The organism is Duganella sp. sic0402, from assembly GCF_019219065.1.
In the GTDB taxonomy this organism is placed as follows: domain Bacteria; phylum Pseudomonadota; class Gammaproteobacteria; order Burkholderiales; family Burkholderiaceae_D; genus Rugamonas.
Genome location: NZ_JAHUWK010000007.1, coordinates 210,592 through 230,117, shown reverse-complemented (window position 1 = coordinate 230,117; position 19,526 = coordinate 210,592). Strand labels below are relative to the sequence as shown.

Annotated in this window: 16 protein-coding genes and 1 pseudogene; 10 read left to right on the top strand and 7 right to left on the bottom strand. The window is 60.5% G+C overall.

The window, feature by feature from the left end; translation table 11 throughout:
• Window positions 1–115 precede the first annotated feature (115 nt).
• Window positions 116–1,618 (bottom strand): AMP nucleosidase, encoded by a 1,503-nt coding sequence (locus KW842_RS18105; protein ID WP_218305495.1) that lies wholly within the window; start codon window positions 1,616–1,618, stop codon window positions 116–118.
• Window positions 1,619–1,757: 139 nt separating this feature from the next.
• Between KW842_RS18105 and KW842_RS18100 the strand changes: the two genes are divergently transcribed.
• From KW842_RS18100 to KW842_RS18085, 4 genes are read left to right on the top strand one after another with little or no spacing between them, the layout of a single operon-like run.
• Window positions 1,758–5,801, top strand: coding sequence for a Pls/PosA family non-ribosomal peptide synthetase (locus tag KW842_RS18100; protein WP_218305494.1), 4,044 nt, complete (start codon window positions 1,758–1,760; stop codon window positions 5,799–5,801).
• Window positions 5,798–6,364 carry a 4'-phosphopantetheinyl transferase superfamily protein gene (locus KW842_RS18095; RefSeq protein WP_218305493.1) on the top strand — a complete coding sequence of 189 codons (567 nt, stop codon included), beginning with the start codon at window positions 5,798–5,800 and terminating at the stop codon, window positions 6,362–6,364. The genes KW842_RS18100 and KW842_RS18095 overlap by 4 nt, the downstream gene beginning before the upstream one ends.
• A complete protein-coding gene (locus KW842_RS18090) occupies window positions 6,361–7,086 on the top strand; it encodes a polysaccharide deacetylase family protein (protein ID WP_218305492.1) in 726 nt (241 codons plus the stop codon). The genes KW842_RS18095 and KW842_RS18090 overlap by 4 nt, the downstream gene beginning before the upstream one ends.
• The gene (locus KW842_RS18085) at window positions 7,083–7,625 is read left to right on the top strand and encodes a YdeI family protein (RefSeq protein WP_229223775.1); all 543 of its coding nucleotides are present in this window, start codon (window positions 7,083–7,085) and stop codon (window positions 7,623–7,625) included. The genes KW842_RS18090 and KW842_RS18085 overlap by 4 nt, the downstream gene beginning before the upstream one ends.
• Before the next feature lie 6 nt (window positions 7,626–7,631).
• Here the strand turns inward: KW842_RS18085 and KW842_RS18080 are convergent, their stop codons facing one another.
• Window positions 7,632–7,841, bottom strand: a complete 210-nt coding sequence (locus KW842_RS18080) for a DUF2892 domain-containing protein (RefSeq protein ID WP_218305490.1) — start codon at window positions 7,839–7,841, stop codon at window positions 7,632–7,634.
• A gap of 234 nt (window positions 7,842–8,075) precedes the next feature.
• Between KW842_RS18080 and KW842_RS18075 the strand changes: the two genes are divergently transcribed.
• Window positions 8,076–9,107, top strand: a complete 1,032-nt coding sequence (locus tag KW842_RS18075; RefSeq protein WP_229223774.1) for an HAD family phosphatase — start codon at window positions 8,076–8,078, stop codon at window positions 9,105–9,107.
• 30 nt (window positions 9,108–9,137) lie between these two features.
• Here KW842_RS18075 and KW842_RS18070 read toward each other — a convergent pair whose 3' ends face one another.
• The 5 genes from KW842_RS18070 to bla are packed head-to-tail and all read right to left on the bottom strand — an operon-like array spanning window position 9,138 to window position 12,956.
• Window positions 9,138–9,668, bottom strand: coding sequence for a hypothetical protein (locus tag KW842_RS18070; RefSeq protein WP_218305489.1), 531 nt, complete (start codon window positions 9,666–9,668; stop codon window positions 9,138–9,140).
• 7 nt (window positions 9,669–9,675) lie between these two features.
• Window positions 9,676–11,241, bottom strand: coding sequence for a hypothetical protein (locus KW842_RS18065; protein WP_218305488.1), 1,566 nt, complete (start codon window positions 11,239–11,241; stop codon window positions 9,676–9,678).
• A gap of 44 nt (window positions 11,242–11,285) precedes the next feature.
• Window positions 11,286–11,765 (bottom strand): GNAT family N-acetyltransferase, encoded by a 480-nt coding sequence (locus KW842_RS18060; RefSeq protein ID WP_229223773.1) that lies wholly within the window; start codon window positions 11,763–11,765, stop codon window positions 11,286–11,288.
• Window positions 11,762–12,025 carry a hypothetical protein gene (locus tag KW842_RS18055; protein ID WP_218305487.1) on the bottom strand — a complete coding sequence of 88 codons (264 nt, stop codon included), beginning with the start codon at window positions 12,023–12,025 and terminating at the stop codon, window positions 11,762–11,764. Before KW842_RS18055 ends, KW842_RS18060 begins: the two co-directional genes overlap by 4 nt.
• A 49-nt stretch (window positions 12,026–12,074) precedes the next feature.
• Window positions 12,075–12,956 (bottom strand): class A beta-lactamase, encoded by an 882-nt coding sequence (gene bla / locus KW842_RS18050; RefSeq protein ID WP_218305486.1) that lies wholly within the window; start codon window positions 12,954–12,956, stop codon window positions 12,075–12,077.
• Window positions 12,957–13,074: 118 nt separating this feature from the next.
• On the opposite strand from bla, the gene KW842_RS18045 reads away from it, so the two are divergent.
• From KW842_RS18045 to KW842_RS18025, 5 genes and pseudogenes are all read left to right on the top strand, one after another.
• Window positions 13,075–14,577: an FAD-dependent monooxygenase gene (locus tag KW842_RS18045; RefSeq protein ID WP_218305485.1), complete on the top strand. Its 1,503-nt coding sequence runs from the start codon at window positions 13,075–13,077 to the stop codon at window positions 14,575–14,577.
• Between the two features lie 80 nt (window positions 14,578–14,657).
• Entirely contained in the window at window positions 14,658–16,508 is a 1,851-nt protein-coding gene (locus KW842_RS18040) for a DUF885 family protein (RefSeq protein ID WP_218305484.1), read from the top strand.
• A 48-nt stretch (window positions 16,509–16,556) separates the two neighbouring features.
• Window positions 16,557–17,816 carry a D-amino acid dehydrogenase gene (locus tag KW842_RS18035; protein ID WP_218305483.1) on the top strand — a complete coding sequence of 420 codons (1,260 nt, stop codon included), beginning with the start codon at window positions 16,557–16,559 and terminating at the stop codon, window positions 17,814–17,816.
• Window positions 17,817–17,953: 137 nt separating this feature from the next.
• Window positions 17,954–18,186, top strand: a pseudogene (locus tag KW842_RS18030) (IS30 family transposase); the annotation flags it as partial.
• A gap of 966 nt (window positions 18,187–19,152) precedes the next feature.
• The gene (locus tag KW842_RS18025) at window positions 19,153–19,467 is read left to right on the top strand and encodes a hypothetical protein (protein WP_218305482.1); all 315 of its coding nucleotides are present in this window, start codon (window positions 19,153–19,155) and stop codon (window positions 19,465–19,467) included.
• Window positions 19,468–19,526: the final 59 nt, after the last annotated feature.

The window sequence follows — 19,526 nt, the reverse complement described above, 5'->3', positions numbered from 1 at the left end:
GAGAAAAAACAAACCAATCAATTTTTTGGGGTTTTCGATACCAAAAAAAGTATCGAAGCGAACGACCTTTCAATTAAAAGCCCGCATTCATGCGGGCTTGGGGAGGGGTAATCGTTTACTGGAAGGCCACTTCGGTAAAGCTGCGTAACTTGCGAGAGTGTAGTTTATCCACACCAAGCGCCCGCAAAAGCTCCATTGCGCGGATGCCGATGCGTAAATGCTGGTCCACCCGGTCGCGGTAAAACTGGTTGGCCATGCCCGGCAGCTTGATTTCGCCGTGCATCGGCTTGTCGCTGACGCACAGCAGCGTACCGTACGGGACGCGGAAACGGAAGCCGTTGGCGGCGATGGTCGCGCTTTCCATATCCAGTGCAATCGCCCTGCTCTGGCTGAACCGCCGTTCCGGCGTCCGCTGCGGCATCAGCTCCCAGTTGCGGTTGTCGGTGCTGGCCACCGTCCCGGTGCGCATCACCCGCTTCAGGTCATGGCCGGTCAGTTGCGTGACTTCGGCGACCGCCGCCTCAATCGCCACCTGCACCTCGGCCAGCGGCGGAATTGGCACCCACAGCGGCAAATCCTCGTCCAGCACGTGGTCTTCGCGGACGTAGCCATGCGCCAGCACGTAATCGCCCAGCTCCTGGGTGTTGCGCAGCCCGGCGCAGTGCCCCAGCATTAGCCAGGCGTGCGGCCGCAGCACGGCAATGTGGTCGGTGATGGTCTTGGCGTTGGCCGGGCCGACGCCGATATTCACCATCGAGATGCCGGTGCCGTCGGCGCGGATCAGGTGATAGCCCGGCATCTGCGGCATGCGCGGCAGCGGCGAACCGTGCGCGTCGCCCGGCTCCACCGCCTGCCCCACGCGGCGCATCACCAGATTGCCCGGTTCGACGAAGGCGATGTAGTCATTGCCTTCCTGTCCCGGCGGGCCGGTCATCAGCTCATGGCCAAGCTTGATGAATTCATCGATGTAGAACTGGTAGTTGGTGAACAGTACAAACTTCTGGAAGTGTTCGCACGAGGTGCCGGTGTAGTGGCGCAGTCGCTGCAACGAATAATCGACGCGCGGCGCGGTGAACAGCGACAGCGGCTGCGCCTCGCCCATCGGCACTTCGTGCGTGCCGTTGGCGATGCCGTCGTCCATGGCCGCCAGATTGGGCAGGTCGAATACATCACGCATCAGCAGGCGGCGCTCGGCGGTCATGCTGCCTTCGATATGCTCATGCTCGGCGAACGAAAAGTGAATCGGAATCGGCTGGGCGCTCACGCCGACCTCAATCTTGACATGGTGGCTGCCGTGGTTCTTCAGCAGCAGCTTGAATTGCTGTAGATAGTAGCGGGCGAACAGGTCGGGCCGGGTCAGCGTGGTTTCGTAGGTGCCCGGACCGGCGACAAAGCCGAAGGCCAGGCGCGAATCGGCGCGCGCCACGGTGTCGGTATGCACGCGCACAAAAGGATAGCAGGCACGCACATGCTCGCCGACGTTTTCGCCGGCCACAAAGCGCTTCATGGCGTCGCGCAGAAAGGCGATATTGGCGTCGTAAATCGCCCGCACCTGGTCGAAGGCTGCTTCGGCGTCGTCAAACTGCATGGGGGCGATGAATGGGCGAGTGGTAGACATGCGGCTCCTTCAGTTTTGGCTCTTATTTCCTATTGTAAAGGCTGTAAGCAGAACTTGCATTCTCTCTCTAGGGGAACAGTCTGGCGTACCGTACAATGGTGCTCTGACACCGATTAAAGTTCCCGCATAAAGTTCTCGCATGACTCAGCCAGCAACACCGCATTCCGACGTTCTTTTTGGCCCACAACAGGATAGCCTGCTACGGGAAGAGATCCTGGCCGATCTGCTGGAGGCCACCGCAGCCCGCGTACCGGACCAGATCGCGCTGATATCAGGCGACCGCTCGCTGAGTTATCGTGAGCTGAACGAGCAGGCCGATCTGGTGGCGGCGCGGCTGATTGACGCAGGCGTGCAGCCGGGGCAAATCGTCGGTTTGTGGCTGCCGCGCGGGATGGCGCTGCTGGTGCTGCAAGCCGGTATCGCCAAGGCCGGTGCAGCCTGGCTGCCGGTGGACGAGGATACGCCGGTCGAGCGCCTGCAAGTCTGCCTGAACGACGCGGCCGGCGCTGGTGTACTCACTTCCGCCGCCTTTGCACCGCGCCTGGCTGCGCTGGACGAATTTGCCGCTTCCGGACGTCCCGTCTGGACCGCCGAGGCATTACTGGCCGCGCCCGCAGCCGGCGAGACGCTGAGCCGCCGCGGTGCAGTGCCGCCGGATGTTCCGGCCTACGTCATCTATACCTCCGGCTCCACCGGCAAGCCCAAGGGCATCCTGATCACCCAGCGCAGCATCTGCCATTTCCTGCGCAGCGAGAACGAAGTGCTGGGCGTACGCGGCGACGACAAGGTGTATCAAGGCTTTTCGGTGGCCTTCGACATGTCGTTTGAAGAGATCTGGATTTCCTATCTGGTCGGCGCGACACTGTGGATCGGCCCCAAGGAAATCAGCGGCGACCCGGAAACGCTGCCGCGCATGCTGGAGCAGCAGCAAGTCACCGTGCTGCACGCCGTGCCAACGCTGCTGGCCCTGTTCAATCAGGAGGTAGCGAGCCTGCGGCTGATCAACCTTGGCGGCGAGGCTTGCCCGGAATCGCTGGTCACGCGCTGGGCGCGCGAAGGCCGGCAGATGTTCAACACCTACGGCCCGACCGAAGCCACCGTCTCCGCCAGCCTGGCGCGCTTGCAACCCGGCCACCCGGTCACCATCGGCCGCCCCCTGCCCAACTACGGCCTGCTGGTCATCGACGCGAATACCGACGCCACGCCAGCAGGCCCAGTACTGCGCCTGCTGGCGCACGGCGAAGTCGGCGAATTGTGCATCACCGGTCCCGGCCTGGCCGCTGGCTATCTGGGCCGCCCCGACCTGACCGCCGAAAAATTCCTCGCCAATCCCTGGTCCGCCGGCCCGCACGACGCGCGCCTGTACCGCACCGGCGACCTGGCCCGCATCGGCCCTGACGGCGAAGTTACCTGCCTCGGCCGCGCCGACGACCAGGTCAAGATACGCGGCTTCCGCGTGGAGCTGGGCGAAATCGAAGCCCTGCTCGCCCAGCAGCCAGGCGTCGGCACGGTCGCGGTCCTGCTGCGTAAAGACGATGGCATCGACCAGCTGGTCGCCTACCTGGTGGCCGACGCCGGCGCCACGCTCGACCCACGCGCACTGCGTACCGCACTGGGGGAAAAGCTGCCGCCCTACATGGTCCCCAGCCGCTATGAAATGCTGGACGCCATGCCGCGCCTGACCTCCGGCAAAATCGACCGCAAAACGCTGAAAGCCACAGCCCTCAGCGCTCCCGCAGCAGGCAGCGACCAGGACTCAGACCTGCCCGAAACCCCGGCCGAAGCCGCACTGTTCGCCGCACTGGCCAAGCTGTTCCCCGGCCAGCCCATACGCCGCCAGGCCGATTTCTTCAGCGACCTTGGCGGCCACTCGTTCTTCGCCGCACGCCTGGCGTCCTCGCTGCGCGCCGATCCGCACTACGCCCACATCACCGTGCGCGACATCTACCAGCAGCGCCAGATCGGCAAAATCGCCCAGGTGCTGGCGGATACGCCCAACGCCGGGGCAGAAGAACAGGACTGGACGCCGCCATCACAACTCAAACGCTGGCTCTGCGGCGCCGCGCAAGCCGCCGCCATGCCGCCGCTGGTCACACTGCGCATGGCGCAATGGCTGGCGCCCTTCTTCACCTACCACTTCTTCACCGGCGATCCGGGCGACTCGGTCGCGCGCGCCATCGCCGCCTCGGCCGGGGTCTTCCTGCTGGCGACCGTCGGCGAATTCGCCATCGCCATCCTGGGCAAATGGCTGATCGCCGGCCGCCTCCAAGCCGGCGTCTACCCGCTGTGGGGCCTGACCTACTACCGCTGGTGGCTGGCCGACCGCCTGGTCGAATCCGCACCAGCCTACCTGCTGAGCGGCTCATCGCTGAACGCATGGTGGCTGCGCGCATTGGGTGCAAAAATCGGCAAGGACGTCACCATCGGTTCGATGACGCTGCGCGCGCCAGACCTGCTGCACATCGGCGACCATGTCAGCATCGGCAACGCCGTCAATTTTGAAAACGCCCGCGTCGAACGCGGCCAGCTGTACCTGGGCCGTATCACGCTGGAAAAGGACGCCTGCATCAGCTCCTTCGCCATTATGGAAGGCAATACCCGCATCGAAGCACTGGGCCACCTTGAAGGCCAGTCCGCGCTGAGCGATGGCGGCGTTGTGCCTGCTGGCCGCGTCTGGGCAGGCTCGCCAGCGCGCGACGCAGGCGCCTTCGACACCACCCGCCTGCCACCACGCCCGCCAGTCAGCGCCGCACGCCAGGCTGGCGAAGCGGTGTTCTTCGTGTTCGGCATCCTGCTGATCGTCACGCTGTTCTTCATGCCGGTATTCCCCAGCTTCGTGCTGATCGACTGGTTTGACGAAGCAGGCTGGATGCCATGGCTGCAAGGCGACGACATGCGCATCCAGCTGCTGCGCTACTTTGTGCTGGCCTTCCCTGCGAGCGCGGTCCTGATCGTACTGACCGCGCTGCTGTCGGCCGGCATCCGCTGGAGTGTGCTGCCGCGACTCAAGCCGGGCCGCTTCCCGGTCCACGGCAACACCTACTGCGCCAAATGGCTGGTGAGCCAGATCCAGGAATCCAGCCTGAATGTCTTGCACGGCATCTACGCCACTGTATTCGCGCCCTACTGGTATCGCCTGCTCGGCGCCAAAGTCGGCAAGGATGCCGAGATCTCCACTGCATTGGGTGTGGTGCCGGACATGCTGACGCTGGGCGATGAAACCTTCATCGCCGACGCGGTCATGCTGGGCGACGAAGAAATCGATGGCGGCTGGATGACCATGCAGCCGACCGTCATCTCGCACCGCAGCTTTGTCGGCAACGGCGCCTACATCCCGGACGGTACCACGCTGCCCGAACATGTGCTGATCGGTGTGCATTCGCGCGCGCCGGACAACGCGCAGATGAATAGTGGCGACACCTGGCTCGGCTCACCGCCGATCAACCTGCCGGCGCGCGAGCAGACCAGCGGCTATCCAGAACGCCTGACCTTCCACCCTTCCCCGCTGCGCCGTCTGGGCCGGGGTCTGATCGAAGCGTTTCGTATCGTCGCGCCGCATGCGCTGGTGATTGCGGTCGGCTACACCCTGGTGTTGGCGGTGATGCCGGCCGCCGGTGCCGGCCGCTGGGGCGAAGTGATCTGGGACCTGACCTTGGCAGGCCTGATCTACGGTGTCGGCAACTACGTCTTCGTGGTGGTGCTCAAATGGCTGCTGATCGGCCGCTACCGTAAACAGTCGGAGCCAATGTGGACGCCGTTCGTGTGGCTGTCGGAAGCGGTGACCAATCTGTATGAGGGCATCGCGGTGCCGAACTTCATGCGCTACCTGCGCGGCACGCCGTGGCTGCCGCTGGCGTTCAACTTCCTGGGTGCGCGTATCGGCAAAGGCGTCTATATGGACACCACCGACATCACTGAATTCGACTGCGTGCAAATCGGCGACCACAGCGAACTGAATGCGCTGACCTGCCCGCAAACGCATTTGTTCGAGGACCGCGTGATGAAAATCGACGATGTCATCATCGGCGAAAAAGTCTATATGGGGCCGCGCGCAGCGGTGCTGTACAGTGCCGCCGTCGGCAACAACGCCCGCCTCGGCGCGTTGACGCTGGTGATGAAAGGCGAAACCATCCCGGCCAACAGCAACTGGGCCGGCTGTCCCGCAGCGCCAGCGCGCAAATGAAAACGCTGGCCGTCCACCGCTGGCCCGGCCCGACGCCGGCGCCAAAGGACGGCCTGTTTGCGATCCTGATCTCCACGGCTGGCCGTCAACGCGAGGAGGCCCGGCGCCTGCTGCGTTGGGCAGCCCGCGAGGCACTGGCCGCCGTGTTGGGCGTGCCGGTCAATGACATCGACATCGCCAGCGCCCCCGGCACGCCACCGTGCATCGTGCTTGCCGGCCGACCGGCCGGCATTGGCCTATCCTTCACGCATGACGACAACTATTCGCTGGCCGCCATGAATCTGCACGGCCCCATAGGCGCAGACATCATGCGCGTTCAAGACGTTCCAGACTGGCAGGCGGTCGCGCGCGACTATCTTGGCCCAGCCATCGCCGCGTCGCTGTTGTCAGCCGCCAGTCCGCTTGCCTTCATCCAAGCGTGGACACAACGCGAAGCCGCGCTAAAATGTCATGCACAACAACTCAGCGAATGGCAAGCCGATTTGCCCGGCCAGTCCATATCGCTGCTCCTGCCGGCCGATGGGCTAGTGGGAAATATCCATATCGGAGACAAAAACGCATGAAACTGATCGCCCTGTTGCTGGCTGCCATCGCCACTAGTGCAACCGCCGCCGAATGCGGCGCGGACAAACTGAACACCAGCCGCACGCTGGTCCTCAAGCGCGAAGGCGCCGCCTACGGGACCAACCAGCACGCGGCACTGCCGCTCGCCCAGGGTGAAGTGGTGCTCACCTTCGATGACGGCCCCTCGCCGGAAAACACGCCACAGGTGCTGAAAGCGCTGGCCGAGCAATGCTCCAAAGCCACCTTCTTCATGGAAGGCCGCTATCTGCGCCAGTCGCCGGAACTGGCGCGGCGCGTCGTCACCGAAGGCCATTCCGCAGGCATCCACAGCGACACACATCCGCACCTGCCCACGCTCAGTCATGAACAACAGCTGGATGACCTTCAACGCAGCCGAGCCGCTTACAAGGCAGTGTTCGGCACGGAAACGCCAGCCTACCGCTTCCCTTTCCTGGAACAGACACCAATCATGCTGGAGGCGCTCAAGCGGGCCAATATCACGGTCGCCTCGATCGACCTCGCCATCAACGACTGGATACCCGAAGACACCACCGACATCCTGGCCAAGCGCTTGAGTGAAAACCTGGACAAGGCAGGCCGTGGCATCATCCTGATGCACGACGCGAACGGACCAACCGCCAAAGCACTGCCAACGCTGCTCAACGTCCTCAAAGACAAAGGCTACAAGGTGGTACACCTGGAATGGGAGAAAGCGCAATGAGCTGGGAAGCGGAGTTTACGGCGCTGCGCGAGATCATCAGCGATTGCGGGCTGGAAGAAACCGTCAAATGGGGCCAGCCCTGCTTCACGCTGGATGGCCGCAACGTGGTGCTGATCCACGGCTTCAGGGAGTACTGCGCACTGTTGTTCTTCAAAGGCGCGCTGATGAAAGACCCGAAAAACATCCTGTTCCAGCAAACAGTCAATGTGCAGGCCGCGCGCCAGATCCGCTTCAAGGCACTGGACGACATCACGCGGCAGGAAAAGACGCTGAAAGCCTACGTCAAGGACGCCATCGCGCTGGAAAAATCCGGCGTCAAAGTCGAGATGAAAAAGACTGTGGAATTCTCTTTTCCGGAGGAACTGGAGCGTAAGATGGATGAACTCCCCGCCCTGCGCAATGCATTTGAACAACTCACCCCTGGCCGTCAGCGGGCCTACCTGCTGCACTTCTCGTCAGCGAAACAGGCTAAGACCCGCGAATCGCGCATCGACAAATGCGCACCGCGCATCCTGGATGGCAAAGGCCTCGACGACTAGGCCGCGCTACGACTGAGGGCGATAGTTCTGGTGTACTTCCAACGACGACAGCTTGACCGCGCGATAAAGCGGACAAACGCCGTAGAGCGCGGTTAGCAGCGGCACGGCGCCAATCCAACCCCACGCATCGACCAGACCGGCCGCCGCACCGATCATCAAACCCATTCCCACGCCCACCCGCAGGGCACGATCCACAGTACCGACATTGCTACTCATGGCTTCTCTCCTTTTCATATGATGTGCCATCAGTATGAATTGGATTGAGGTAGCAAAAATATGACCTGGATCAAACTATCCCCACTCAGTAGAAGTGGGGCTAGCTAAGCCGGATAATCCAGCGTAGTCAATACGGCCGACTGAGCTCTTTGCCACGAAATTCCACACTCGGAACCGTGTACCAGCATGCTATGCTTAGCGTTCTGGAGCTGGAAAGCTGAGTTAAAACCTTTAATGACCAAAAAAATATCGACAACGCCCGATCGGAGCCAAGCTATTTTAAATGCTTGCTCGATTCCCCTTGATTGGCGAGCAAAAGGCAATGTCTCCCGAATAGAGCTCGCGCGTCAATCCGGGATAAAAAACTATCTGCAAGAGTTGAGCGTCGAGGAAACGATGGCGTGCCTTGATCGACACCCACAGCTTATCCGTGAGTGGGAAATGGATGTTGAAGACCGGCGTGGTTCAGGCGGATGGGCTTATGGCAAAAAGGGTGATCTATATGAGCTTGGAGAGGTTGGTAATGGCATGGTCTTTAGCAGGCTGGCAACCTTCGAAAGCAGGACGGAAGCTTGTGCAGTATTCGCCTTGCTATCAATCGCTCATTATCTGGACGCTGAAATACCTTCCATTGGCCCAGCGCTGAAACGCAGCGCGATTGACACCGTCGTATTCGACCTTGGGAACGTGCTGGTTCATTGGAATCCGCGCCATCTATTCCGAAAAATCTTTGGGGAGGATGAGCCGGCGATGGAGCACTTTCTTTCGGAGGTCTGCAATGCCGAATGGAATGAGCAGCAGGACTGCGGCCGCTCGTGGGAAGACGGGATTGCTGCGGCGATTGCCCAGCATCCGGCGCATGAGCCGTATATCAGAGCTTACTTCGATCGCTGGGAAGAGATGATTCCTGGTGCAATCGACGAAACGGTGGATATCCTTGCGCAGCTTCGCGCACTCAATGTGCGGCTGCTCGCCCTGACCAACTGGTCGCACGAAACCTTCCCTATCGCGCAAAGGCGATTTCCATTTTTGACGTGGTTCGAGGACATCGTAGTATCCGGCCACGAGCGCCTTGTGAAGCCAGATCCAGCGATCTTTCAGTTGCTGATTGATCGCTATAAGCTACGCCCCGAATCAACTGTCTTCATCGATGACAGCATTCGCAATGTCGAGGCTTCGATCAGCGAAGGGCTACACGGCATTCACTTCCGCAGCGCCAGCGAATTGCGCGCACAACTGCGGGATTTAGGCATTCCGCTGCCCTAACGGCGCTAAAACCAGCCCTGCAGCTTCGGCTTATTTATCGATGTAGAGCGACCGGGCGATGTCCGTGACACCGACGGACCATCCCTGTTCGATTAACGCGCAAGCGGCGGCATCGCGCTCCGGCGGCCGGCGGAAGCTGGCGTGCAGCACGCCCCATGGCATCAGACGGAATCCCTCGCGCAACTGGGCGTCTGAGAGTTGCGCCAGTTTGGCCTTTGCGGCCGCAAGGTCAGCATCGGAAAAGGTCAGTGGCAGCACGGCTATGGCTTGGGCATTGGTAAAACGGAACCGGCGTTCGGTATTGGCCAACGCAATGTCTGTCGCTTTTTTAATGCCATCCCGGTCGGCGAGCAGGCCGTTTTCCAGCCTGATCGCCAGATTCAGACTCCCACCAAATACGCAGGTCTGATGCGCTTTGCCGTCCGAATCCTCCAGAACAATGCGCACATAATGCGGCGCGGTTGACACCTCAGCGAGCGCTCCAGCGTAATCCAGCGGTTCGCAATAAGCATGAGCAGCAACCGTGCACGCCACCAGAGTCAGAATTCCGCGCATCATCATGTACTGCTCACAGTCCTGGGATATCGGTGTTATGGAACTTGCTCATGCCCACTACGCGGGTATTGCTGTCCGAGTAGGATAGTTCGACCTTGTCGCCAGCCTTCGTCAACACCAGCTCCTCCGACAGATCGGAACTGCCGGTAAAGATGATACCCAGTGTTTTCTCGCCAGTGGCAAGGGTGATGTAATACATCGTCTGATTATTCCTGAACTCGGACGCGATCCGCATCACTGTTCCCTTCAGCGCCACTTCGCGCGCCTCCGTGCCCACGTCGGCCGCAACGCGATTGGTGGAGCGCCTGGACTGATAGCTGCGCAGCGTCGCGCTGAGGGTGTCGGCCACGCCGATGATCTGGTTGTTACGCATATCCACCATGCCGAAGGCGCGCGACACGCCCTGCGAATCGCGCAACGCCATCACATAGGTTGGCGCACCGCCGACCAGGAAGGGCAAGGGATTGGTGGCCTTGTAGTGCTTTTCCGGATTCACGTTTTCCACCGCATGCGCGGCGGTATCCTGCGATACAGACGGCACTTTGAACCAGCGTACCGCCTTGGTGCGCGAGTCGACAAAGTAAAAACCGGACAGGCCATTGTTCTTGCCCTTGGAGGTCATGCCGCCCACCCAGTAGGGACGCTGATCGGAGCCGTACACCAGATCCAGCTCGCCTTCCACCCGCAGCCGGCCATCGTTGTTCAGATTGATGTAGCCATGTATGTATTCGCCACGGTCCTGCATTTGTTCAAGAATGAATTCTTCGGCCTGGATGCGGTCTACCCACTTCGGTTCATCACCCAGCTTGTAGCGGACCACTTCACCGCTCACTGCGTTAACGGTGACGATGCCGGTCGATTCGCTGCCCGAGAAACCGACACGGTGCTCATAGACCGTGCCAACGTAGTAAGGGACACCGTTGTCGTCAATCTCCGGTTCAAAATCAGTCAGGCCGACCGTGGACTGGCCCGACAGGTAGGCATGGCGCTCCACATCGTCGTTAAAGTATGCCGATTGCAGATAGCGCAGCTTTAAAGGCTTGCCATTCAGCGTCATGATCAGATGCACATCCGCCGGATCATGGGCGGACACGATCAGATAGCCCGGCGTCGCGCCATCCGAGAACCATTTGAAGAAACCGCTATGTTCCAGGAACGCCACCCATACCAGCTTGTCCTTGACCAGCTGCTTGACCGGCGTCCCCACCCTCACCTGCGATCCCAGCGAAGCGATTTCCGATAAGCGTTTCTGCATCGCTTGCAGCGCCATGTCCTGCGACACCAGCGGTGCCTGGTCGATATCGATAGGCGGCAAGGCGTCGTGGAAGTTGGCCTGCGTTTCCTGGCCCAGCATCTTGTAGTAGGCCCCGGCATGCAGAATCGGCGCACTGGTCAGGAACACGACCGCGCCCAGGATGAGTGCAAGCGCCGCATATGCGGCCATGACGCCAATGCGGCCGCTGAGCGCGACTGCGGGAAGCGCCGCCACCAGCAGCACAACGTAGATCCCGACGAAGTCGTAGGCAATGGTCGGCGTTTTGAAGTAGTACAAACCACACAGCAGCAGAAGCGACAACACCAGGCCGGCGAAAATCCATCCTCTGTGGGGCAATGCGTAATGTCTCATTTCGGTGTCCATTCCATTTTCTGCAACTGAATATGCGGATGGCTTTCCAGCGTTTCCCACTCGGGCAGGAAAGTGAAGCCTTGTTTTTGATAGAGGGCTGCGGCGCGCGCGTTGTCCGGCGCCACACCCAGCAGCACGCGCGGGTAGCCATTGGCGACAGCATAGGCTTGCACTGCGGCGACCAGTTGCGAGGCGACCGGCGTACCGCGCAGCGGCGGTGCTACCCACATGGCGATCAGTTCCAGCGCCTGCCGCGCATTCGGCACATGGGCGACGATGCCCACCGCCGCGCCATCCTGAAACGCCAGCAGATAGCGCGCCGGGCCTCGCCCAGCGGCACGATCGCGCCACGCATCATCTGTATAGGCTACAGCCGATGCATGCGAAACGCCGAAGGCCATAGGCGCATCCAGCAAAGCCGCAAGCCGTATGCGCTTGAGGTCCGGCCAGTCCGCTTCATTGATGTATCGGATCAAAGATGTCTCACTTCTGCGGGTGGTATTTCCCAGTTGTCGTTCTTCCCGTCCAGATAGGTGATAGGCGCATTGGCCAGCTCCTCCTCGCTGGCGTCATCCAGGCAAGTGACATTCACCGCATAGAATTCGCCACAGCGTGGCCAGAAGCGCGCCTTGAGGCAAATCGAGCAATTGCAGCGTAGCGTGCCCTTGCTCAGATCAATATCTGCTTCGAATGCTACCGCGCCGCAGTGGCAGCTACCGTGATAGGTTTTTAGCATGGCAGCTGCGTCGCGGTGTTGTTGCGCGGGGTGGCGTCCTTAAGCTCTTTCATTTGAATGCCTCGATAACCACCTTGGCGACTTCGCCGTGGATTTCGGCGCGGTACTTGTCGTCCTTGTTCGGCTGGGTGAGATACACAGCCAGCACGAGTGGCGCTTTGCCAGGAGGCCAGATGACGGCGATGTCGTTGACAGTGCCATAGTCGCCCGCGCCAGTCTTGTCCGCGACCGTCCAAGCGGCAGACACACCGGCGCGGATGCGCGTTGCGCCGGTGGTGTTACCGACCATCCAATCCCTCAGCAGCTTGCGCTGTGCGGCCGGCAGCACATCCCCCAGCACCAGCTTTTGCAGCGAACGCGCCATCGCCAGCGGCGTAGTGGTGTCGCGCACATCATCAGGCAACGCGGAATTCAGTTCGGTTTCCCAGCGGTCCAGGCGGAATTCGCTGTCGCCGATGGAGCGGGCGTAGGCGGTGACGGCTGCCGGGCCGCCGATCTGCTTCATCAGCAAATTGGCGGCGGCGTTATCGCTGTATTGCAGCGTGGCCTCGCACAACTCGGATACCGTCATGCCGTCGCCTACATGCTTGCCTGTCACCGGCGAATGCGGCACCAGCTCGGCTTTCTCATATTGGATACGCTTCTTCAGCAGCGCCGGATCACGCGCCAGGACCGACGCCGCCAGCATCGTTTTGAATGTGCTGCACAAGGGGAAGCGCTCATCGCCACGATGCAGCAGTTGCCTGCCATCGGCCGTGTTCAGCGCGGCCACGCCCAGCCTACCACCCGACTCCTTCTCCAGCCGGGCCAGCAACGCGGGTGAAGACAAAGGCGTGGTGGCGGGCGATTGATCCAGCAGATCAGCTGCGCGCGCCATCGGCGCACAAGCCAGCGCCAGTATCAGCGCGCGGCGGGTTGTGAAATCACTCATCGAGCCATAGCCATAGTTAAGTAAAAATAAACATAACACAGCCATGGCGAAAAAGCCAATATCGGACCACCCGCCAAACGGGCGCGCCGCAATTGAGCGCAGCGGTAGACTGCTGCGCATGGCTACTCAAGTGCTTATCGTCGGCGCCGGCCCCACCGGCCTGGTACTTGCCATTGCGCTGGCAAGACGGGGCGTTTCTGTGCGCATCATCGACAAGAACAGCGCGCCGGGACTGGCCTCACGCGCCATGGCAGTCCATGCGCGCACGCTGGAGTTCTATCGCCAGCTCGGCTTTGCCGATCAGGTCATCAACGAAGGCATCAAGATAAAAGCCATGCACCTACGTGAACATGGCGAAGACATCGCCGAGCTACCATTGGCCGATATCGGCGCCGGCCTCAGTCCCTACCCGTTCGTGCTGGCCTATCCGCAGGACGATCATGAACGCCTGCTCACAGAACAGCTCAGGGCCGCAGGCGTGGAAGTTGAGTGGAATACCGAACTGGAATCCTTCACCCAGGACGAATGGGGCGTGCGCGCGGTCCTGGAGACGAACAATGAACGCCACACATCCAGCAGCGTCTACATGTGCGGCTGCGACGGCTCCCGCAGCCGCGTGCGCGCGTCACTACAACTGGAGTTCACCGGTGGCAGCTACAAGCATCTGTACTACGTGGCGGATGTGCAGACAGCCGGTCCGCCGAACCAGGACCTGGTCGGCCATCTCGGTGCACAGACCTTTGCGCTGATGCTGCCGGTGCGCTCACGCGGCATGCAACGGCTGATCGGCATCATGCCGGAGGACGCGCCGGCATACCCCAGCTTTGAAGATGTGCGCCCAACGCTGGAGCCACTGCTCGGCATTCAGGTGGAACAGGTGAACTGGTTCTCCACCTACCGCGTGCATCACCGCGTGGCGTCGCGCTTCCGCGTCGACCGCTGCTTCCTCGCTGGCGACGCGGCCCATATTCACAGCCCGGCCGGCGGCCAGGGCATGAACACTGGCATCGGCGACGCCATCAACCTCGCATGGAAAATGGCGCATGTGCTGCAAGGCCGCGCCGACCACGCGCTGCTGGATACCTACGAGGCCGAGCGCATCGTCTTCGCCCGCAAACTGGTGACCACCACCGACCGTGCGTTCCAGCTGATCGTCTCGCAAGGCGCGGGCGGGCAGCTGCTGCGCGGCTGGCTGCTGCCGCATGTATTCCCGATGCTGAGCGGCTTTACGGCCGCGCGCCGCACGCTGTTCAAAACCCTGTCGCAGGTGATGGTCCACTATCCCGATAGCGTCTTGAGCGGCGGGCGCGCCGGCGAGATCATCGGCGGCGACAGGCTGCCGTGGGTGCCGGATAATTTCAGCCCGCTGCAAACACTGGACTGGCAATTGCACGTCTACGGCGACACCGCGCCAATGCTGGCTGCCGCCGCACAGGCCATGCGCGTGCCGCTGCGCAGTTTCCCATGGAGCGAGGCCGCGGAGCAGGCTGGATTGCTGCAAGACGCCGCCTATCTGGTGCGTCCCGACATGCACGTCGCGCTGGCCTTGCCGCGCCAGGAAGTCGACGTGCTTCAGGAGCTGGCGGCGCGGCTGCGCTTGCGCTTCAGCGGTGATATCTAAATGCCATTGACACGCCGCAGCGCTGCACGCTAAGGTCAGCCTCGCGCTGATCTTTCACCTAACCCTCTCCATAGGACGCCATGAACAATACCCGCCGCGACTTCCTGCTGGCCGCTCTCTCCGCAACCGCCACCAGCGCCATTCCCGGTATGGCCTGGGCCAATGACACCGACGCCAGCCTGAATCAGCTGCTGGCCGATATCGCTGAAGAAGTGCTGCAACTCTCGCCGACCAGCGCCACTGGCCTGGGATTGGACAAGGACAAGCGCGCCGCGCTGAAAGCGCGGCTGGAAGACGTATCGCCAGCGGGCGAAGCGCAATGGGCGGACCTCGTCCGTTCGATCGACAAGCGACTGCGCGGCATCGACCGCAAAGCGTTGAGCGCCGTTGCGCAAGCGCGTTACGACACCATCGCCTATGCCGCCGAATCGGGCCGGCAAGGCACGCGCTTCCCGTTTGGCGGTGCGTCCAGCGGTTTCTTCGGTGGCACGGCACCCTTCCCTGTTACGCAGCAGGATGGCGCCATCACCCGCATCCCGGAATTCCTCGACTCGCAGCACCAGATCGCCAACGCCAGCGACGCCGAGGCTTACCTCTCTCGTCTGGCAGCCATGGCCACCATGCTGGATCAGGAAACCGCACGCATCGCCGAGCAAGCCGGCAAAGGCATCGCGCCGCCGGACTTCATCTGCAAGACCACGCTGGGGCAGTTGAAAGACTTCCGCAGCACACCAGCCGCCGAGCAAAAGCTGGTGACATCGATTAGCGAACGCGCGCACAAGCTGGGCCTCGCCGGAGACTGGCAGGCGCGCGCACTGAAACTGGTGGAAGGCTCGGTCTATCCCGCGCTGGAACGCCAGATTGACACCTTCAGCCAAGCCGCCGGAAAGGCCAGCAACATCGCCGGCGTACACCGTCTGCCGGATGGCGCGGCTTACTACGAATGGGCGCTGCGCCTGGGCACCTCGACCACCCACAGCGCCAAGGAAATCCACGCCATCGGCCTGGAACAAAACAAACAGCTGCAATCGCGCATCGACGCCATTCTGAAAAAACAGGGCATCAGCAACGGCAGCGTCGGCGAGCGCCTGCTGGCGCTGTCGAAAGACCCTGCACGCTTCTACGCCGACAACGACAAGGGCCGCGAGGAGCTGATCGCCTACTGCAACGACCGCGTGGCCGCCGTGCGCAAGCTGATGCCACAGATTTCGCACCTGGACCTGAAGGTGCCACTGCAAATCAAGCGCGTGCCGATCGATATCGAAGCCGGCGCGCCGCTCGGCTATATGAACTTTGCCTCGCTGGATGGTTCGCGCCCGGCCATCTACTACATCAACCTGAAGTCCACCACGCTGTGGCCGAAATCGGAGATCGCCACGCTGACCGCCCACGAAGGCCTGCCCGGCCACGCCTGGCAAGGCGCCTACCTGGCCGAACACCACGGCGAGCTGCCGCTGATTTCCTCCCTGATCGGCTTCAACGCCTTCATCGAAGGCTGGGCGCTGTATGCGGAACAGCTGGTCGATGAATTCGGCCTGTACGCCAACGATCCGTTCAGCCAGATCGGCTACCTGCAAGCGCAGCAATTCCGCGCCTGCCGACTGGTGGTGGACACCGGCATGCATGCGATGAAGTGGACGCGCGAGCAGGCGATCCGCTTCCTGGTCGAGAACACCGGCCGTGGCCAGCAGGCGATGACCAGCGAAATCGACCGCTACACGGTGTCGCCGGGCCAGGCCTGCGGCTACAAGATGGGTCACAATGAAATCATCCGCCAGCGCGAACGCGCCAAACAGGCGCTGGGCGCCAAGTTTGACCTGGCCGGCTTCAACGACGCGCTGGTGCAAAGCTGCGGCGTGCCGCTGGCGGTACTGCCGAGCGTAATTGATCGTTACATCGTGGCGCAGCGCGCGAAACAACAGAAGGCATAAATTTCTTTTGAGCCCAGATGGTTTTCTTGTAAGCTTGTTACGCACATCATGAAAACCATCGCCATCATCGGCGGCGGCGTCACCGGGGTGACCACCGCCTATGCCCTCGCGAAGCGCGGCTTCGCCGTCACCCTGCTGGAACGCCATCGCTACGCGGCGATGGAAACCTCATATGCCAACGGCGGCCAGCTGTCGGCCTCCAATGCCGAAGTGTGGAATCACCGCTCGACCATCAGCAAGGCACTGCAATGGATGCTGCGCGGCGATGCGCCGCTGCTGGTACACCCGCATCCGACCTGGCACAAGCTATCCTGGTTTGGTGAATTCATCGGCGCCATGCCGCGCTATCACGACAACACCATCGCGCTGGCGCGCATGGCGGTCGGCGCGCGCGAGCATCTATTCCAATGGGCTGCGGAAGAAGGCATCGCATTCGATTTGGCCCAGCGCGGCATCCTGCACCTGCACCGCGACCGCGAAGAATTCGAACATGCCGCCGCCGTGACCAAATTGCTGGAACGCGCCGGCGTACCGCGCCGCGCCGTCACAACAGATGAAATGCGCGCCATCGAACCCGCGCTGCAAGGCGACTACTACGCCGGCCACTATACCGAGAGCGACAGCAGCGGCGACATCCACAAATTCACCACCGGCCTGGCGCAGGCGGCGCAGCGCCACGGCGCGCAGCTGCGCTACAACCAGCAGGTAGTGCAGATCAGCGCCAGCAACCATGGCGTCGATGTCACGGTGCTGCAAGGCGATGGCGCGGAGATCAGCCGCTACGACGCGGCGGTGATCTGCGCCGGCGCCGCCAGCCGCGAACTAGCCGCGCAACTGGGCGACAGCGTCAATGTCTATCCGGTGAAAGGTTATTCCGTCACAGTGCAACTGGACGATGCCACCAGCCGCCAGGCGGCACCGCAGGTCAGCTTAGTCGACGACACCGTCAAGCTGGTGTGCAGCCGCCTTGGCGATGACCGCTTGCGGGTAGCCGGCACCGCAGAATTCCACGGCCATAACCGCGACATCCGCGCCGACCGCATCGCGCCGCTGACCGGCTGGGTACAGCAAAACTTCCCGGACATCAGCACACGCAATATCACGCCATGGGCCGGCCTGCGACCGATGATGCCGGACCTGATGCCGCGCGTCGGCCCCGGCAAGGTGCCTGGCGTGTTTTACAATACCGGCCACGGCCACCTGGGCTGGACCCTGTCCGCCGCCACCGCCGAAACTGTGGCCAATCTGATCGCCGCCAGCCAAGGCGTGGCTGCAACGCCGATTCCCTCACCGCTCAAGCTGGCCTAACCCGTAGTCCGAGAAATTTCGCGCCTGGTGAAGCATGCTCCTTAGCGGTAATAGCTCAGGCCCGACAGTCGTCCGCCTCAAAGATGCCATTTCGATTAGCGTGCGCCCTGCGTCGGCAGCAGATCGCGCGCCCCCTGGATGCACTGATTCAGCACGCCATGAAACTGCCGCAGGAGCGCTACGAATCCCTTACGTGGGATACAGATAAAGAGTTAGCCGAGCACAAGCGGTTCAAGTTGGCGACCGATGTCCAAGTCTACTTCTGAGATCTGCGAAAACCTTGGCAGCGCGGTTCCAATGAAAAAACCAATAGCTTGCTTCGGCAGTATTTCCCAAGGGACTTGATCTGTCAGGCTACTCACAAGCCGAGCGTGTAGACCGGCCTCTCAGATTCCCATTTCTTCGCCATAGTAAGTAGGCGCTACAGTTCCGTGCGCTCGTTGTCGCCCTTTGCGATGACATCAGGTTGCGCAGGATGACGTAGATGGTTGATTACACGTGCTGGGCGCTAGCCCGTCGATACGACGACGCACGATCTCTTAGCAATCACAACGGCGCAAATTCCGTATTCCGGCCACGAATCGAAGGATCCGCAGCCTCAGATCCAGGCGCACCGGTTTATAGCAGTAGCACGCCAATACGCTTATGAACAATCGGCTCGCCGATGCCATGAAAAGTTACCTGCGTCACTGTTCCCTTGCCATCGCGTCCGAACTCCAGATACGCCACCGAATGCGGATGAAGAAGCCGTTGTCGGAAAATGGGGCCAGCACTACCTTGTCGCGCCCATTGCGGTCCATGATCACTGTCCACCCTAGCTGCAGAAATTGCGGGTTCTGTCATTAATTTTGTAAGTATCCTGCTACGCGCCCAATACCTTGGCCTTGAGCGTAACAGCAGTGTAATTTGGCAAAGGATACTATGGGTGTGATAATTAGTGACTTTTTTTTAATTATAAGATGGTATGCTCGCTGAAGATTTCTCAGTATTTCATTAATATTTTTAAATTATATACATATCATTGTTTTCCATTAAATTAATTAGGGATCGCAATGTTACGTAAAAAACTATCTCCAATTTTACTATTGCAATGATCCTTGCCTCGGGTATTCCAGCTGCTAATAATACCCCCCCGCTCACCAAAAATGCAATGCATTTAACGTTGCATTGCGTTATTTGGTTAGGAGAACACGGAGGGATGCGTTGAGGTCTGTACTTCTTTATAGATAGCAAAATTGTCCTCGACCGCAAAACGTATTAGATGATTTGCGATCGCGGCCAATTAGCATTTTGATTTTCAGTTCGGCCTTAATTTTTATTTGAAAGTATCGAAGGCATGAAAAGAGGTTTTTACATTTTCGTTATGTTTTTTTGTTTCATGGCTTCCAGTGCTTCTGCGCAATTTGAAAATATTGGAAAAATTACCAAAAAGACTGAATGCACCCGCCGATGCAACATTCGCATTCTTGAAGTCAATAAATACGAGGTAGAACAGATTAAACTGCAAGAAAAATATCGAGAAGCCATTTCAAAAGAAACCGATCCGGAAAAATTGAAAATCTTGGAAGCATCCCAAAAGAGGGAATTGGAAAAATTTCACCAAAAATGCGAAGCAGCTTGCGAAGATATATGCAGATATAACCCTGATTGATACTACATATACACGTCAAGTCCTTCTAACTTCTGCTGCAAATAAGCGCACTTACTCCA

Excerpts from the sequence above, each read along its gene's own strand:
- KW842_RS18040 (WP_218305484.1), top strand. The coding sequence starts at position 14,658 with ATGAACAATACCCGCCGCGACTTCCTGCTGGCCGCTCTCTCCGCAACC.
- KW842_RS18085 (WP_229223775.1), top strand. The coding sequence starts at position 7,083 with ATGAGCTGGGAAGCGGAGTTTACGGCGCTGCGCGAGATCATCAGCGAT.
- KW842_RS18045 (WP_218305485.1), top strand. The coding sequence starts at position 13,075 with ATGGCTACTCAAGTGCTTATCGTCGGCGCCGGCCCCACCGGCCTGGTA.
- KW842_RS18080 (WP_218305490.1), bottom strand. The coding sequence starts at position 7,841 with ATGAGTAGCAATGTCGGTACTGTGGATCGTGCCCTGCGGGTGGGCGTG.
- KW842_RS18025 (WP_218305482.1), top strand. The coding sequence starts at position 19,153 with ATGAAAAGAGGTTTTTACATTTTCGTTATGTTTTTTTGTTTCATGGCT.
- KW842_RS18100 (WP_218305494.1), top strand. The coding sequence starts at position 1,758 with ATGACTCAGCCAGCAACACCGCATTCCGACGTTCTTTTTGGCCCACAA.
- KW842_RS18095 (WP_218305493.1), top strand. The coding sequence starts at position 5,798 with ATGAAAACGCTGGCCGTCCACCGCTGGCCCGGCCCGACGCCGGCGCCA.
- KW842_RS18070 (WP_218305489.1), bottom strand. The coding sequence starts at position 9,668 with ATGATGATGCGCGGAATTCTGACTCTGGTGGCGTGCACGGTTGCTGCT.
- KW842_RS18055 (WP_218305487.1), bottom strand. The coding sequence starts at position 12,025 with ATGCTAAAAACCTATCACGGTAGCTGCCACTGCGGCGCGGTAGCATTC.
- bla (WP_218305486.1), bottom strand. The coding sequence starts at position 12,956 with ATGAGTGATTTCACAACCCGCCGCGCGCTGATACTGGCGCTGGCTTGT.
- KW842_RS18105 (WP_218305495.1), bottom strand. The coding sequence starts at position 1,618 with ATGTCTACCACTCGCCCATTCATCGCCCCCATGCAGTTTGACGACGCC.
- KW842_RS18090 (WP_218305492.1), top strand. The coding sequence starts at position 6,361 with ATGAAACTGATCGCCCTGTTGCTGGCTGCCATCGCCACTAGTGCAACC.
- KW842_RS18075 (WP_229223774.1), top strand. The coding sequence starts at position 8,076 with ATGACCAAAAAAATATCGACAACGCCCGATCGGAGCCAAGCTATTTTA.
- KW842_RS18035 (WP_218305483.1), top strand. The coding sequence starts at position 16,557 with ATGAAAACCATCGCCATCATCGGCGGCGGCGTCACCGGGGTGACCACC.